Raw genomic sequence first — 15,367 nt, forward strand, 5'->3', positions numbered from 1 at the left:
CGGGCGGGGGGGAGCCCCCCCCGCCCGGCTCGACATCCGCAGGCCTAGAAGACGTAGCGCGCCGCGAACTGGAAGGTTCGCGGGCGGTAGCTGACCTGGAGACCCGTGAGCGCGCCGAACGTCGAGGCCGCCCAGTCGTTCGACGGGGTGCCGAACTGGGCGCGGTTGAAGACGTTGTAGATCTCCGCGCGGAGGACCAGCTGGTGGTCCTCCCACGGGAGGAAGACCGTCTTGTAGAGACCGAGGTCGAGGTTCAGGAGGCTGTCCATCCGGAACTGGTTGCGTCGGACCAGGTCGTCGACCGAGTCCTCGGGGGTCGCGCGGCGGAAGGCCCCGGACGGGAGCGCGTTCTTCGCCGTGCCCGGGTCATCGACCTCGGCCCCGAGAACGCCCGGATCGATGACGATGGGCCGGTCTTCCTGGAAGCCGTCCCAGTCGATGTCGTCGGTCGCGCTGTCGACGACCGAGAACGGGGTCCCGCTGGCGTAGCGGAAGGTCGCGGCGATCTTCCAGCCGCCGAGGAGCTGCCCGACGACGTCGCGCTGGCCCCTGTAGAAGGGGAGGTCGTAGCTTCCGAGGACGGTCAGTCTGTGCCGCGTGTCGAAGCGCGAGTAGCCGTAGGCGAAGTTGTCGTTCGGCCCGGTGATGTTCGTGTCCCCGGCGCCGAGGTTCGTGGCGTCCGAGCCGGTGTCGAGAGTCTTGCCGTACGTGTACGACAGCTGCCCCGAGAAGTCGCGCGTGAAGCGCTTCTGGAGCTCGATCTGGAAGGCGTTGTAGTTCGAGTAGTTGTCGTTCGAGATCATCAGGTTCTGCCCGTAACGGGGGTCGGGCCGGCGCTCGTTGGTCCGCGGGGCCCGGAGGCTGATCTCGTTGCTCGCGATCGGGACCGGGACGGGGCAGGCCGCGTTCACCGTGAGCCCGGGGAGAAAGCCCGTTCCCGCGCATCTCCAGTCGGCCGCGACCCTGTCGATCAGGACGCCCCTCAGGTCGGGGAACCCCGCCGCCGGCGCGTTGAACGGGCTGTTGACCACGACGATTCCCCCCTGGGCCGGGGTGATCGCGAGGTTCGTCGGCGTGTACTTCAGGAGGTCCTCGCCGTGGTTGCCGACGTAGCTCAGCCGCATCGTCGTGTCCCACCCCAGCTTCCGCTCGAAGCTGAGGTTCCACTGCCACACCTGCGGCATCGCGAGCTGGGGATCGACCTCGAGGATCGTGATGCGCGTCGTCGGCGTCGCCCCGGGGGTGAAGACGTAGCCATTCGACGGGTCCGAGACGTTCAGCTGGTTCGTGTAGGAGAGAAGGGCGGCGTTCGGCGGGTTGAAGCGGAGGTTCGCCCCGCTCTGAGAGAAGATCGACTGGAAGATCCGGCCGTGGTAGATGCCGAAGCCGCCGCGAATCGACGCGTTGCCCGGCCCCCCGGTGAGGGCCCCGAGGAACCCCCCGGAGGTCTTCGGCACCCAGGCGAACGCGACGCGCGGGTCGACGTATGCGTTGTCCTCGTACCCGTAGACGACCCGGTCCTCCTTCTCGGTCGGCGTCGCCACGTACTCGAATCGCGCGCCGAGGGAGAGGCTCAGCGTGTCGGCGACCTGCCACTGGTCCTCGGCGTAGAGGTTGTACTCGTTGATCTGGTTCTCGAGAAAGAAGTTGCCGTACCCCTTCTGGTACGTCGAGACGCAGCCGTCGACCATGGCCGCGTAGGGCGTCGCGTACGTCGTGCCGCCGCAGGCGGCACGGAACGTCCAGAAGCCGCGCGAGAAGTTGTCGGCGACGTCGTCCAGCTCCTGGAGCCTCACGTCGACCCCCGCCTTGACGTAGTGGCGGCTCCCGAACGTGCCGTAGAGGTTGTAGACGAACTGGTTGTCCGTCTGGTGCCGGTTGATCGGGTAGGACCCGGCGTTGCCCAGGATCGTTCCCGAGACCGGTGATCCGGTGAAGCGGACGATCGGCGTGTCGTTTCCGGCGGCGATGTCGACGTTCGTCGAGCGTAGCCCGAGGCCGTAGCGGAACTCGCCCGAGAAGGCGCCGCCGAAGACCTGCGTCCACGTGAGGCCGACGTTCACCTGCTTGTGGTTCTGGAGGGCGTTCTCACCCTGGATGATGTCCTCGGTCTCGCGGATGTTCCGCGTGTACTGGTAGCGCGCGGTGAGGTGGTGCGCGGAGGCGGGGTCGTAGTCGAGCCGCGCCGAGTAGTCCTCGTCGGGCCAGTCGATCTGCTGGAGCGTCGCGAAGGTCCTGTTGCTCCGCGGGTCGTTGGGGACCGCGCCCTGCGGGTAGCGGCCGAGGATTCCCTCGATCCAGGCCCGGTTCGCGGGGGTGTCGTTCCCGCGGGTCAGGCGCGGCAGCGCCAGCTCCGCCGGGGTGAAGAGGTCGCGCGCGTAGTTCTGCTGCCCGGCGTAGTCGATGCGGTCGAGGCTGACGAAGCCGAAGAGCTTGTTCTGCAGGATGGGGAACCCGGCGACGAAGCCCCACTCGTTCCTGTGGTTCTTCGGCTTCGGCGTGGTCTGCGAGAAGTAGCTCTTCTCGTTCCACTCGCCGTTCTGGAAGTAGCCGAAGAGCTCGCCGTTGACCGTGTTCGTCCCCGACTTCGTCTGGACGAGGACGACGGCGCCGTAGCCGCGCCCGAACTCGGCGCTGTAGCTGTTCGTCAGGACCTGGAACTCCTTGATCGTGGCGAGTGAGACCCCCTGCCGGTTCTGGTTCTCGGAGGAGTCGTCGTTGTTCACGCCGTTGATCTGGAACGTCGCCCCGCGCGTCCCCGTCCCGTTGAAGTTGATCGACGAGCCGGAGGAGAGCGTCGGGTTGTTCTGGCCGGACGCCGGGTTCTCCTGGAAGCCCGTGAAGGTCTCTGCGAGGGAGAGGAAGCTCCCCTGGCTGAGCGAGGGCTTGTCCTGGATCTGCTCCGCGGTCAGCGAGCCCTTGATCTCGGCGTTGACGGTATTGATCTGCTGCGTCTCGGCGACGACCTCGATGTCGGCCGTGACTCTCTGGGTGAGGGAGAAGTTCGCGGTGGCGGTGCTGTTGAGCGAGACTTCGACCCGGTCTCGCGCGACGGTGCCGAACCCCGCGAGCGCCGCCGTGACCCGGTAGGTCCCGATCTGGAGGAGGGGCGCGGTGTAGGCGCCCCTGCTGTTCGTGACGACCCGGCGCTCCTGGCCGGTGTCGCGGTTCCGGACGGTGACCGTCGCCCCCGGCAACGGGCCGCCCGACGTGTCGGTCACCGTGCCCTGGAGCGTCCCGGCGACGGTCTGGGCCTCGACAGCGGTGGAGATGGTCAGGAAGGGGACGAGGAACACGAGGGCGACCGCGACCCTGAGGTACCGGTTACGCATTGATCCTCCTGTTGGCCTGGGATTCTCCACCCTTCGCGGAAGGGATACGAGGATCATTTCGTGCAGGTGACCCGCGGCCGCACCACTTGACGCGCGCAACCGCCCGACCGATCGTCTCCGCCGACCCCTGCGGAGGTAACCGAATGGCCACCCCCCCGATCGTCCGTTTCCTCGCCGCTTCGCTTCTGCTCCCGTGGCCCGCGGCCGCACAGGCGCCCGCCACGCCCGTCGCCGTGACGAAGGAGGCCAAGGAGGCTCCTTCTCCCGAGGCGCTTTCGCGCGACCCGCGCGTCGTCCAGGCGCTCACCCTCCTGGAGACGTGGGCGGGCGCCGAGCAGGCCTACCGACGGCTCCCGGGAGTGTCGATGGCCGTCGTCCACGACCAGCAGCTCCTCTGGAGCCGCGGCTTCGGGGACGCGCACGTCGAGACGAAGGCGCCCGCCACGCCGTCGACGATGTACTCGATCTGCTCCATCTCGAAGCTCTTCACGAGCGTCGCGGTGATGCAGCAGCGCGACGCGGGGCGGCTGCGCCTCGACGACCCCGTCGCCAGGCACCTCCCGTGGTTCTCCATCGGCGGGATGCCCGAAGGGGCGGAGCCGGTGACGCTCTTCGGCCTCCTGACGCACTCGTCCGGCCTTCCCCGCGAATCGGACATCCCCTACTGGACCGGCCCGGCGTATCCCTTCCCGCCCGTGGAGAAAGTCCGCGAGAGATTGCCGCAGCAGGAGATGCTCTACCGCCCGGAGACGTTCTTCCAGTACTCGAACCTCGGCCTGACGCTCGCGGGCGAGGTCGCGGCGGCGGCCGCCGGCAAGCCGTACTCCGCGCTGATCCGATCGAGCGTCCTCGACCCTCTCGGAATGAAGGACACCGAGACGGAGCACCTCGACCGGCACCGGGGCGGGCGGCTCGCCTCGGGGTACACGGCGGTTCGGCGGGACGGCACCCGCGAGAGGGTGCCGCCCTACGAGGTGCGTGGCATCGCACCGGCCGCAGGCTTCACCTCGACGGTCGAGGACCTCGGCCGCTTCGCCTCCTGGCAGTTCCGCCTTCTCTCGACCCGGAAAACCGAGGTGCTCGACGTCGACACGCTCCGCGAGATGCAGCGCGTCCAGTTCCTGGACCCGGGCTGGAAGACGAGCTGGGGGCTCGGCTTCCAGGTCTGGCGCAGCGGGGAGAAGACGTTCGTCGGGCACAACGGCTATTGCCCCGGCTACCAGAGCCAGCTCCTCGTCCAGACGGCCGAGAAGATGGCGACCGTGTTCATGACGAACACGAACGGGATCGACGCGCAGAAGTACGCCCAGACGGCCTACGACGTCGTCGCCCCCGCGGTGAAGAAGGCGATCGACGACCCGAAGGGGGCGAAGGCGCACGTCGCCGCGTTCGCGCGCTACGCCGGCCGCTACGACAACTGGCTCGCGGGCGAAGCGCACGTCTTCCCGTGGGACGACGGCCTCGCGCTCCTGCCGATCCCCTCGGAGAAGCCGCTCGAGGCGCTCGTGAAGCTGAGCCCCGCGGGCGAGCACCGCTTCCGGCGGCTCCGCGACGACGGAGAGCTCGGCGAGGAGATCCGCTTCGAGGTCGACGCGACGGGCGCCGTCACCCGCCTCTGGCGCCACAGCAACGCAATGGCGCGGGCGGACGGGGCAGGATCGCGATAGGGAGGCACGGCCGCGGCGGACCACCGGGCCGCCTCCGTCCCGATTCGGACGCGCCCGGACGAGAGGCCGGGGTCCATACTGTTTCCGACGTGCGGCCGGCCCGGCGAATCGCCCGGGCCCGTGGACAGGTTACCCCGGAGGATTCTGCGTTGAGAAGAAGCCGTTCTTCGAAGGGGCCGTCGGGATCGCCCGCCCCTCCGAAGCCTCCGAAGACCCCCGCGAGACCGACCCCGGGCGAGGCTCGTGCGGGCACGCCGTTCCCGGTGGTGGGCGTTGGCGCCTCCGCCGGCGGGCTCGAGGCGCTCGAGGAGCTCCTGCGCAACGTCCCGGAGGGAAGCGGGATGGCGTGGGTCGTCGTCCAGCACCTCGACCCGACGCACAAGGGGATGCTCCCCGAGCTCCTGCAGCGCGCCACGTCGATGAAGGTCGTCCAGGTGCGCGACCGGATGCGGGTCAAGCCCGGCTGCGTCTACGTGATCCCGCCCAACCGGGACATGTCGCTCCTCCACGGCGCGCTCCACCTCTTCGAGCCGACGGCTCCGCGGGGCCTCCGGCTCCCGATCGACTTCCTCTTCCGGTCGCTCGCCGCCGACCAGAACGAGCGGAGCATCGGCGTCGTCCTCTCGGGAATGGGCGCCGACGGCACGCAGGGGCTCCGCGCCATCAAGGAGGCCGCCGGGCTCGTCCTCGTCCAGGAGCCGTCCTCCGCGAAGTTCGACGCCATGCCGCGGAGCGCGATCGCGGCGGGTCTCGCCGACGTCGTGGCGCCCGTCCAGGAGCTGCCGCAGCGGATCCTCTCCTACGTCCGGCACGCGCCCCTCCACGTCAGGGCGGCGCCCGTCCTGCCGGATGGCGATCGGAGCGCCCTGGAGAAGGTCGCCATCGTCCTGCGCGCCCGGACCGGGCACGACTTCTCTCTCTACAAGAGCAGCACCGTCCTGCGCCGGATCGAGCGGCGGATGGGAATCCACCAGATCGACCGGATCGCCACCTACGTCCAGTACCTCCAGAAGAACCCGCAGGAAGTGCAGCTCCTCTTCCGGGAGCTCCTGATCGGGGTCACGAGCTTCTTCCGCGATCCGGCCGCGTGGGACCAGCTCCGGGACGAGCTCCTTCCCCCGCTCCTGGCCAGCCGCCCCCAGCGGAGCGTCCTGCGCGCCTGGAGCGCCGGCTGTTCGACCGGGGAGGAGGCGTTCTCCCTCGCCATCGTCTTCCGGGAAGCGGCCGAGAAGGTCGCGCCCCAGGCGGGCCTGAAGCTCCAGGTCTTCGCCACCGATCTCGACACCGACGCGATCGCCCGCGCCCGCCAGGCCCTCTTTCCGCCCGGCATCGCGACCAGCGTGTCCGCCGGCCGCCTGAAGCGGTTCTTCGTCCAGGAGGAAGGCGGCTCGTACCGGATCGGCAAGGAGATCCGCGAGATGGTGACGTTCGCGACCCAGAACGTCCTCATGGACCCGCCGTTCACGAAGCTGGACCTCCTCCTCTGCCGGAACCTTCTCATCTACCTCGGGCCGGAGCTCCAGAAGAGGCTGCTGCCGCTCTTCCACTACTCGCTGAACCCGGGCGGCCTCCTCTTCCTCGGCGCCGCCGAAACGGCCGGCGGACAGCCGGGCCTCTTCACGCCCCTCCCCGGAAAGACGCGGCTCTACCGCAGGGGGGAGGTCCTCGTCCCGCTCGCGGCGATGCCGTTCCCGGCCTCGCGTCCCGGCGACCGGAAAGGAGCACCCGTTCCGATGACGGTGACGAAGCCCGTCCCCGACCTCCAGGCGCTCGCGGACCAGGTCCTGCTCCAGCGCTTCGCGCCGGCGGCCGTCCTCGTCAACGGCGAGGGCGACATCCTCTTCATCAGCGGGCGGACGGGGAGGTACCTCGAGCCCGCCGCGGGGAAGGCGAACTGGAACGTCTTCGCCATGGCTCGCGAGGGGCTCCGGCAGGAGCTTCCCGAGATCTTCCATCGGGCCGTCAGCGCCGGGCGGGTCGTCCACCGGCGCGGGCTCCACCTGGCGGCCGGGGAAGGGGAACCCCTGGTCGACGTCCTCGCCCAGGCGCTCACCGAGCCCGAGGCGCTGCGCGGGACCGTGATGATCGTCTTCTCCGACGTCGCCGCGCCGCCCGGACCGCCGGAAGGCCCCGGGCGCAAGGCGGGTTCGTCACGGAGCCCGCAGACGGCGGTGCTCCAGCGCGAGCTCGACGAGGCGCGCGGGGCGCTGCATTCCCTCCGCAGCGAGATGCACGCGATGCACGAGGAGATGCAGACGGCGCAGGAGGAGCTCAAGTCCGCCAACGAAGAGCTCCAGTCGACGAACGAGGAGCTGCAGTCGACGAACGAGGAGCTGACGACCGCCAAGGAGGAGATGCAGTCGATGAACGAGGAGCTCCAGACCGTCAACGCGGAGCAGGCCGCGCGGATGGAGGAGCTGACGCGGGCGAGCGACGACATGAAGAACCTCCTCAACGGGACCGACATCGCCACCGTCTTCCTCGACGGCGAGCTCAGGGTCCGGAGGTTCACGACGGGCGCGACCCGCCTCTTCAAGCTGATCCCGGGAGACGTCGGCCGCCCGCTCACGGACGTGGTCAACGTCCTCGTCGACCTGGACCTCGCGCGGGAGGCCCGCGAGGTGCTGCGGACCCTGGTCTTTTCCCAGAAGCAGGTCGCGGCCGAGGGCGGGGATGGTTCGAGGTCCGGGTCCTGCCGTACCGGACCGTGGACAACCGGATCGACGGCGTCGTCATGACGTTCGTCGACATCACCCAGACCAAGACGCTCGAGGCCGAGCTGCGCCGGGCGGCGCCCGGCGACGCCGCCCGGCAAGGCGCGAGCCGCGACGGGGGGAGCCGGTGAGACCGGGGCATCCTCCCTCCGGCAACGACGCCGGACAGCTCCGCGCCCGGGCCGAGGAGCGTGTCCGGGCGCGGGAAGAGGCGGCCTCTCTGCGCACCGAGAACGAGGCGGACGCCCTGAGGCTCCTCCACGAGCTCCAGGTGCACCAGGTCGAGCTGGAGCTCCAGAACTCCGAGCTGCAGAGGACCCGCGACGAGGTGGAAGCCGCGCTGGAGAGGTACACCGACCTCTACGACTTCGCCCCGGTGGGCTACTTCACCCTCGCCCGGGACGGCGGCATCTACTCGGCCAACCTGGCGGGAGCGGACCTCGTCGGCGTCCCGCGCGCCCGCCTGCTCGGACGCCGGTTCGGGACGTTCCTTCCGCTCGCGGAACGCCCCGGCTTCGACGCTTTCCTCACCCGGACGCTCGCAGACACGCAGCGGGAGTCGTGCGAGGTGACGCTGGAGCCGGCCGGTGGCGGCAGGCGCGTCGTCCGGATCGAGGCGACGGCGTCGCCGTCGGGGAAGGAGTGCCGGGCCGCGGTCCTCGACGTGACCGCGCTCAAGGCGGCGGAAGCCCAGGTCCGCCGGGTGAGCGAAGGGCTCGAGCGGACGGTGGCGGAACGGACGGCCGAGCTCGAGGCGGCCAACGCCGAGCTGGAGGCGTTCGTGCAGAGCGTCTCGCACGACCTGCGGGCCCCCGTCCGCACGATCTCGGGCTTCTCGCGGATCCTCGCGGAGGACTTCGGCAAGCAGCTTCCTCCGGTCGCAGCGGATCACCTGCGGAGGATCCACGACGGCGCGCATCGGATGGGGGCCCTCATCGACGACCTCCTCCGCCTCTCGCGCATCGGGAAGGTGGAGCTCGAGATCACGACGGTCGATCTCGCCGGCCCGTGCCGCGAGATCCTCGACGAGCTGGCCGCCGGCTCGCCGGACCGCCGGGTCGAGACCGTCGTCGCCGCGTCGATTCCCGTCCACGGGGACGCCGGGCTCCTGCGCGTGATGCTCCGGAACCTCCTCGAGAACGCCTGGAAGTTCACGGCGGCGGAAACCGCCGCGCGGATCGAGGTCTCCTCCCGCCTCGGCGCGGACGGCCAGAGGGAGACGGACTTCAGCGACAACGGCGCCGGTTTCGACATGACCCTCGCCGGAAAGCTGTTCGTCCCCTTCCAGCGGCTCCACACCGCGGAGGAGTTCGCCGGGACAGGGATCGGCCTCGCCATCGTCGACCGGATCGTCCGCCGCCACGGAGGCTCCATCAACGCCGAGAGCGTCGAGGGCGCGGGCGCGGTGTTTTCCGTCCGGCTGCCGGCGCCCCGGGAGGAGGGTCCGTGACCGGCGCGGCGATCCTCGTGGCGTCAGCTTACCGCCGAGCGTGACCCCGATCGCCCGAGGGACCTCGTGGACGCGTTCGTGAACCTCGTCCACGGTAGCGCCCCGGTGTAACTCCTTCCGTACGGGATGAACCGGTTACGAAGGGGCGGGCGACCGTTCTCGGGAGCGTGGCCTTTGCCGGCACGTACCGGGACGCGGGCGTCGTGGCACACCCGTTGCTGAGAGTCTCGGGAGGAGCACACGATGTCGATCGCCAAGGTCACCGAGATCACCTCCACGTCACCCACCAGCTTCGAGGACGCCCTCCAGAAGGGCCTCGCCCGGGCGAGCAAGACGCTCCGCCAGATACGGAGCGCCTGGATCAAGGAGCAGCAGGTTCGCGTGGAGAACGGGAAGATCACCGAGTACCAGGTGAACATGATGGTCACCTTCGTCCTGGAGGACTAGCCCCCGACCGGGGCGCGGGCCCTCGGGGCCGCCTTGCGGCGGCCCGACGGGAAGGCCCGCGCCTCGACCAGCCTCGTGCGGTGCCGCTTCCTACCGCGCGCGCGCGAAGTCGATGAAGCCGCGCTCGACGTCGGTCGACAGGAGAGTGACCGCCACCTTGTCTCCAACGTCGAGACCGGCCTGGCCGCGCTCGACCCGGCCCTCGACCGGGGGCGAGAAGATCCTCACCCAGGTCCCCTTCTCGCTGGCCCCGGTGACGACCCCGTCGAAGCGGTCGCCGATCCGCGTGGAGAGGAGGAGCGCCGCCGCCGACTTGCGCAGGTGCCTCTCGACCTTGTTGGCGTCGTTCTCCTTCTCCGTGCAGTGCCTCGCCAGCTCGTCGAGAGCGGCGGCCGTGTAGGGAGAGGGCGAGCCGGCCACCGCCGCCTTCAGCAGCCGCTGCGTGAGGAGGTCGGGGTAGCGGCGGTTCGGCGCGGTGGAGTGCGTGTAGTCCTTCACGGCGAGGCCGAAGTGCCCGGGGGCGTCCTCGCCCGGCCTTTCGGCCACGTACGCACCGGCCCCCATGAGCTTGACGATCACGAGGGAAAGGTCCGGGAAGCGGAGAGGGTCGGCCTTCCGGCGCTTCGCGAGGAAGAGGGCGAGCGCGCGGCTGTCGGGCTCCGGCCCAAGCGCCTCGCCGTACTCGGCCGCAACCGCGACGATCCGCGCCCAGCGCGCCGGCTCCCGCACCACGCGGCGGAGGGAGGGAAAGCCCTTCTCCTCGAGGAAGCGTGCCGTGGCGCCGTTCGCGGCCACCATCAGGTTCTCGATGAGCTCCTTGGACCGGCTCGGTTCCTGCGGCGCGAGGTCGACGAGCTTGTCCCCGTCGAAGACGGGGCGCGACTCGGTCGACTGCAGGACGAGCGCACCCTCCGCGAACCGCACCGCCTTCAGCGCCTGCGCCGCCTCGTCCTGCATCCGGACCTGCTCCTCCATCCCCGGAGTCCTGCCGATCCGCTCCGGCACCGGCCCTTCGCCGTCCAGCCAGGCCGCGACCGCGTCGTAGGTGAGGCGGGCGCGGTTCCTCACGCGGGCGCGGGTCACGCTCGAGCTCGCGACGGCCCCGGAGGGCTCGACGACCATCTCGACGACGAGCGCGAGGCGCTCCCCGTCCTCGTTCAGCGAGGTCAGGTCGTAGGAGAGCCGCTCGGGGAGCATCGGGAACGTGCCGCCCGCCGTGTAGATCGACGTCGTGTTCGTCCGGGCGTGGCCGTCCGTCGCCGAGCCGTCGCGGACGAGCGCGTCGACGTCCGCGATCGCGACGAAGAGCCTGATCGCTCCCCCGGGGAGCCTCTCGGCGGCCGAGACCTGGTCGAGGTCGCGCGAGTCGTCGTTGTCGATCGAGAACCAGGGAAGCCCGGTCAGGTCCCGGACGTCTCCGTCTTTCCCTGCCGCGTGCGGGTCGAGCGCGTCCACCTCGGCGAGGACGTCCGGCTCGAAGTCGGGGGCGAACCCGCGCTCGAGCATGGCCCGGTGCGCGATGGCGGCGAGGTCGTGGCGGTGGCTGGCGGAGTGCGGACTCATGGCAGCAGTATGCGGTGCGGGCGGACCGAGCGGCCGGGCGGAACGCACCTTGCGTACGGAGAGGTCGGGCGCGCCTCGCTTCCAGGGCGAGATGGCGCGTACCGCATAATTTTCCGGGTTCCCGGCAACCGGCTGCGTCCGCCGGGGCGGGACCAACCGACGCAAAGGAGTGAAACCGATGGGCAAGAAGATCGGACTGGGATGCCTGGGCCTCGGCCTCGTGGCGGTGCTCTTCATCGCGATATTCGGAGTCTCGGCGTACAACGGCCTCGTGTCGCTCGACCAGGCGGTGCAGGCCCAGTGGGCGCAGGTGGAGAACGCCTACCAGCGGCGCGCGGACCTCATCCCGAACCTCGTGGAGACCGTGAAGGGCGCCGCCGCGTTCGAAAAGGACACCTTCACGGCCGTGACCGAGGCGCGCTCGAAGGTCGGGCAGGTCAACGCCGCCGGCATCGCGAACGACCCCGCGGCCTTCGCGAAGTTCCAGCAGGCGCAGGACGGCCTCTCGTCCGCGCTGTCACGCCTCATGGTCGTCGTGGAAAAGTACCCCGACCTCAAGGCCACGCAGAACTTCCGCGACCTGCAGGCGCAGCTCGAGGGGACGGAAAACCGCATCGCCGTCGAGCGGATGCGCTTCAACGAGACGGCCCAGGCCTTCAACACGAAGCGGATGAGCTTCCCCACCGTGGTGATCGCCGGGTTCTTCGGAAGCCGGTTCAACGAGAAGGTCTACTTCAAGGCGCAGGCCGGCGCCGACACCGCGCCGGCGGTGAAGTTCTAGAACCCGGGAAAGAGCGGGCGGGCTCTGCCCGGCGACCCGCTCGCGGGACACGATGAAACGACTCCTCGCCGGATTGCTGCTCCTCGCGGCGTCCCTGGCCGCCCTCGCGGCCGAGGCGCCGCTGCCGGCGCCGCCGGCACGCTGGGCGACGGACGAGGCGGGGTTCCTCTCGGCCGGCGGGCTCGCCCGCCTGGACGCGCGGCTGGAGGGTTTCGAGCGCGCCACCGGCAGCCAGGTCCTCGTCTGGATCGGCGAAACGACGGGTCCGACGCCTGTCGAAGACTGGGCCGTGAGGACCTTCGCCGCCTGGAAGGTCGGGCGGAAGGGCCTCGACGACGGCCTCGTCGTCTTCGTCCTCGCGAAGGACAGGAAGATCCGGATCGAGGTGGGCTACGGGCTGGAGGAGAAGGTCCCCGACGCCGTCGCCTCCCGCGTCATCCGCGAGGTCATCGCGCCGCGCATCCAGGCCGGCGATCCGGACGGAGCGCTCGACGCCGGAGTCGGCGCGCTCCTCGGCACGATCCGACCCGACCTCGCCGGAGAAGGCGCGGCGCCGTCCTCCGGCGGGCCCGAGCGGCCCGCGCGCCGGCTCACGCCCCTCCAGCTCGTCTTCGCGGGTCTCCTCGTCGTGGGGTTCCTCGTCCTCCTCGTGACGAACCCCGGCCTCGCGTTCTACCTCCTCGTCAGCATCCTCTCCGGTGGCCGGGGGGAGGGGGGGGCGGCGGCGGCGGATACTCGGGCGGCGGCGGGCGTTCCGGCGGCGGCGGCGCGACGGGAGGATGGTGAGGTCCCGATGCTGAGACGGCAGCTGCGGCAGCGGATCGACGAAGAGGCGGTGAAGGCCGCCATCGTGGAGGCCGAGCGCGGCACCACGGGCGAGATCCGGGTCTCCGTCTCGACCTTCTTCTGGGGCGACGTGAGGAAGACCGCCGAGAGAAGCTTCGAGCGCCTCGGCATGACCGCCACCGCCCGCCGCAACGGCGTCCTCTTCTTCCTCGTCCCCTCGCGCCGGAAGTTCGCCGTCCTGGGCGACGCGGGGATTCACGACAAGGTCGGGCAGGGGTTCTGGGACGCCATCACCGCCGCGGTCGAAGGCCGATTCCGGAAGGGCGACTTCACCGGCGGCCTCGTCCTCGGCATCGCCGAGGCGGGACGCGTCCTCGCGCTCCACTTTCCGCGGGAGGACGCCAACCCCAACGAGCTTTCGGACGACGTGGACTTCGGGGAGTAGGCGGCGTCCCCCCCTTACCTCCGGGTCCCGACCGTCGCCCTGAGCAGCCGGAGCCGCAGGTCCAGCTCCTCCGGCGTCATGTGGGCGTATTTCGCGGGGAGAAGGCGGCGGCTCGAGGCCTCGAAGACGGCGAGGAGCTCCATGTACTCGAGCAGCTCGGCGTCGCGCGAGGGGAAGTAGTCGGCGGCGGCCTTCTCGAAGTGGGCCGCGGTGACGGAGGCGTCGCCTCCCGACTCGCGGGCCGCGTCGTCGTTCGCCATCAGGACGACCGCCTCGACGTCGGCGTTGCTGTAGCCGACGAGCTTCGCGGAGAAGGTGTCGCGGATCGTCGAGAGGTCGACGTCCGACTTCAACCGGTTCTTCTTCACGAGCGCCTTCGCGACCGCCTCGACCTCGGGCGGCGTCTGCGAGTAGAGGAACGGGATCTTCCGGTCGAGCCGCCCGGCGCGCTTCAGGTCGACGTCCAGCTTGTCGGGGCGGTTCGTCATGACGAGGAAGAGGATCCGGCCCCGGTTCGAGGTGTCGGACATGAACTCCTTGATCCGCGCGATGACGCGGCTCGAGGTGCCTCCGTCCCCTTCGCCGTCCGTGTTTCCGAACGCCCGGTCCCCCTCGTCGATGATGACGACGACCTGCCCGATCGCCTTGATGACGGTCAGGATCCGCTCGAGGTTCCCCTCCGTCGCCCCGACCCACTTGGAACGGAAGTTCTTCAGCTTGATCGTCGGGAGGCCGCACTCCTTCGCGAACGCCTCGGCGACGAAGGTCTTGCCGGTCCCCATCGGGCCGGTGAAGAGCATCCCCATCGGGACGCGGCTCCGGCGCCCCTCGCGGATGTTGTCGGCGAGGACGAGGAGGTCCTTCTTCACCTCCTCCATTCCGCCGACGACCGAGAAGTCGTGCTGCGGCTCGACGAACTCGACGAGGCCGAAGCACTCCCGCTCGAGGATCTCGCGCTTCCTGCGCGAGATGAGGCGGTCGACCTCCTTGCGGGCCCGGTCGGCGGCGTCCGCGGCGGCCGTGGCGGCCGGGTCGGCGGCGCCGGGGGCGAGGAGGGCGCGGATCTCGTCGCGCGTCAGGCCCGAGGTGAGCTGCGAGAGCTTCTTCGCCCGCTCGGCGGCGTCGGCGGCGGTGCCGAGGAGGCCTGCGATGAAGGCCTCCCGCTCGGAGCGGTCCTCCTCGGCGGGCGGCGGCGGCGCGAGGATCGCCTCGATCTGGAGGAGCTTCAGCCCGGCGGTCAGGTCTGCGTAGCGCTCGGCCTCCTTCTCGGTGAGGCGGGAGTCGACGATCCGGGCCGCCGCGCGGCGGGTCTCGCGGTCCGGCATCGGGACGTCGACGACGGCGACCTTCGGGTTCGAGACGAGCTTCGGGGAGAGCTCGGCGAGGTTCTCGGCGACGAGGAGGACGACGTTGTCCTGCTTCTCGATCTGCGGGAGGAACGACCAGCGATGGAGCGTGACGATGGAGGCGCGGTCGAGGTCCCCCTGGAACGACGCGTCCCCCGCCGGGGCGATCGTCTCGGCGTACTCGACGACGACGCCCACCTTCCGCGACGTGACGAGGAGCCGTTCCAGCCCCCCGAGGGCCTTCTCGCGCGGCGCCTCGCGCATCAGCTCGGCCTGCGCCTCCGCCTCCTTCGCCTTCTTCACGAAGCGGACGCCGGTCGCCAGGTTGTAGACCGCGATCGTGTCTCTCACGTCCTTCCAGAAGACCTCGGTGAGGAACTCGGTCAGCGGCTTGAGCGCGCCGTCGACGAGGACGAGGTCGTGGACGTTTCCGTGGAGGATGAAGAGGACCGCCTCGTTGCGCAGGTAGCGGCGGCGGAGGTCTTCGGCCCAGGAAGGGAGGACGCGGGCGTCGGCCATTCGAAGCTCCTTGGTCAGAACGGGGCGAGACCAGGGGGGGGGCGGGGGGGGGGGGGGGGGGGGCGGGAGGGGGGCCCCGCGGGGGGGGGGGCGCCCCCCCCCCGGGGGGGGGGGGGGGGGGGGGCGGGCCCGGGGCCCCGGGGGGGGGGGGGGCCCGCGGCCCGCGGCGGGCGGGGGGGGGGGGGGGGGGGGGGGGGGCCCCGCCCCCGCGGGGGGGGCGCGGGCGGCCGCGGCCCCCCCGGGGGGGGGGGGGGGGGGGGGGGGGGGGGGGGGGGGGGGGCCCCCCCCCCGGGCGGGGGGGGGGGGGGGGGCCGCCG

8 protein-coding genes and 1 pseudogene are annotated in these 15,367 nt (G+C 70.8%); 6 read left to right on the top strand and 3 right to left on the bottom strand.

The genetic code is table 11. From position 1 onward, the window contains the following. Positions 1 to 44: 44 nt before the first annotated feature. Positions 45 to 3,332: a TonB-dependent receptor gene (locus IPN03_06775; protein ID MBK9373430.1), complete on the bottom strand. Its 3,288-nt coding sequence runs from the start codon at positions 3,330 to 3,332 to the stop codon at positions 45 to 47. A gap of 143 nt (positions 3,333 to 3,475) precedes the next feature. On the opposite strand from IPN03_06775, the gene IPN03_06780 reads away from it, so the two are divergent. The 4 genes and pseudogenes from IPN03_06780 (at position 3,476) to IPN03_06795 (ending at position 9,610) form a co-directional block, all read left to right on the top strand. Beyond that, complete coding sequence (locus tag IPN03_06780) at positions 3,476 to 4,999, top strand: beta-lactamase family protein (GenBank protein ID MBK9373431.1); 1,524 nt, start codon at positions 3,476 to 3,478, stop codon at positions 4,997 to 4,999. 341 nt (positions 5,000 to 5,340) lie between these two features. Next, positions 5,341 to 7,844, top strand: a pseudogene (locus IPN03_06785) (PAS domain-containing protein). Beyond that, the gene (locus IPN03_06790) at positions 7,841 to 9,163 is read left to right on the top strand and encodes a PAS domain-containing protein (protein ID MBK9373432.1); all 1,323 of its coding nucleotides are present in this window, start codon (positions 7,841 to 7,843) and stop codon (positions 9,161 to 9,163) included. Before IPN03_06785 ends, IPN03_06790 begins: the two are co-directional and overlap by 4 nt. Positions 9,164 to 9,406: 243 nt before the next feature. Continuing rightward, complete coding sequence (locus IPN03_06795) at positions 9,407 to 9,610, top strand: dodecin domain-containing protein (GenBank protein ID MBK9373433.1); 204 nt, start codon at positions 9,407 to 9,409, stop codon at positions 9,608 to 9,610. A gap of 90 nt (positions 9,611 to 9,700) precedes the next feature. Here IPN03_06795 and IPN03_06800 read toward each other — a convergent pair whose 3' ends face one another. Beyond that, positions 9,701 to 11,173 carry an RNB domain-containing ribonuclease gene (locus IPN03_06800; GenBank protein ID MBK9373434.1) on the bottom strand — a complete coding sequence of 491 codons (1,473 nt, stop codon included), beginning with the start codon at positions 11,171 to 11,173 and terminating at the stop codon, positions 9,701 to 9,703. A gap of 178 nt (positions 11,174 to 11,351) precedes the next feature. On the opposite strand from IPN03_06800, the gene IPN03_06805 reads away from it, so the two are divergent. Both IPN03_06805 and IPN03_06810 read left to right on the top strand, forming a co-directional pair. After that, a complete protein-coding gene (locus tag IPN03_06805) occupies positions 11,352 to 11,954 on the top strand; it encodes a LemA family protein (GenBank protein MBK9373435.1) in 603 nt (200 codons plus the stop codon). A gap of 52 nt (positions 11,955 to 12,006) precedes the next feature. Continuing rightward, positions 12,007 to 13,185 (top strand): TPM domain-containing protein, encoded by a 1,179-nt coding sequence (locus tag IPN03_06810; protein MBK9373436.1) that lies wholly within the window; start codon positions 12,007 to 12,009, stop codon positions 13,183 to 13,185. 14 nt (positions 13,186 to 13,199) lie between these two features. On the opposite strand, the gene IPN03_06815 is transcribed toward IPN03_06810, so the two are convergent. After that, a complete protein-coding gene (locus IPN03_06815) occupies positions 13,200 to 15,050 on the bottom strand; it encodes an ATP-binding protein (GenBank protein MBK9373437.1) in 1,851 nt (616 codons plus the stop codon). Positions 15,051 to 15,367 lie beyond the last annotated feature (317 nt).

It is taken from the genome of Holophagales bacterium (assembly GCA_016719485.1).
In the GTDB taxonomy this organism is placed as follows: Bacteria; Acidobacteriota; Thermoanaerobaculia; order UBA5066; family UBA5066; genus UBA5066.

What these genes read in the sequence shown, in the direction of transcription:
- IPN03_06810 (MBK9373436.1), top strand. Translation starts at nt 12,007, where the DNA reads ATGAAACGACTCCTCGCCGGATTGCTGCTCCTCGCGGCGTCCCTGGCC.
- IPN03_06800 (MBK9373434.1), bottom strand. Translation starts at nt 11,173, where the DNA reads ATGAGTCCGCACTCCGCCAGCCACCGCCACGACCTCGCCGCCATCGCG.
- IPN03_06780 (MBK9373431.1), top strand. Translation starts at nt 3,476, where the DNA reads ATGGCCACCCCCCCGATCGTCCGTTTCCTCGCCGCTTCGCTTCTGCTC.
- IPN03_06805 (MBK9373435.1), top strand. Translation starts at nt 11,352, where the DNA reads ATGGGCAAGAAGATCGGACTGGGATGCCTGGGCCTCGGCCTCGTGGCG.
- IPN03_06775 (MBK9373430.1), bottom strand. Translation starts at nt 3,332, where the DNA reads ATGCGTAACCGGTACCTCAGGGTCGCGGTCGCCCTCGTGTTCCTCGTC.
- IPN03_06795 (MBK9373433.1), top strand. Translation starts at nt 9,407, where the DNA reads ATGTCGATCGCCAAGGTCACCGAGATCACCTCCACGTCACCCACCAGC.
- IPN03_06815 (MBK9373437.1), bottom strand. Translation starts at nt 15,050, where the DNA reads ATGGCCGACGCCCGCGTCCTCCCTTCCTGGGCCGAAGACCTCCGCCGC.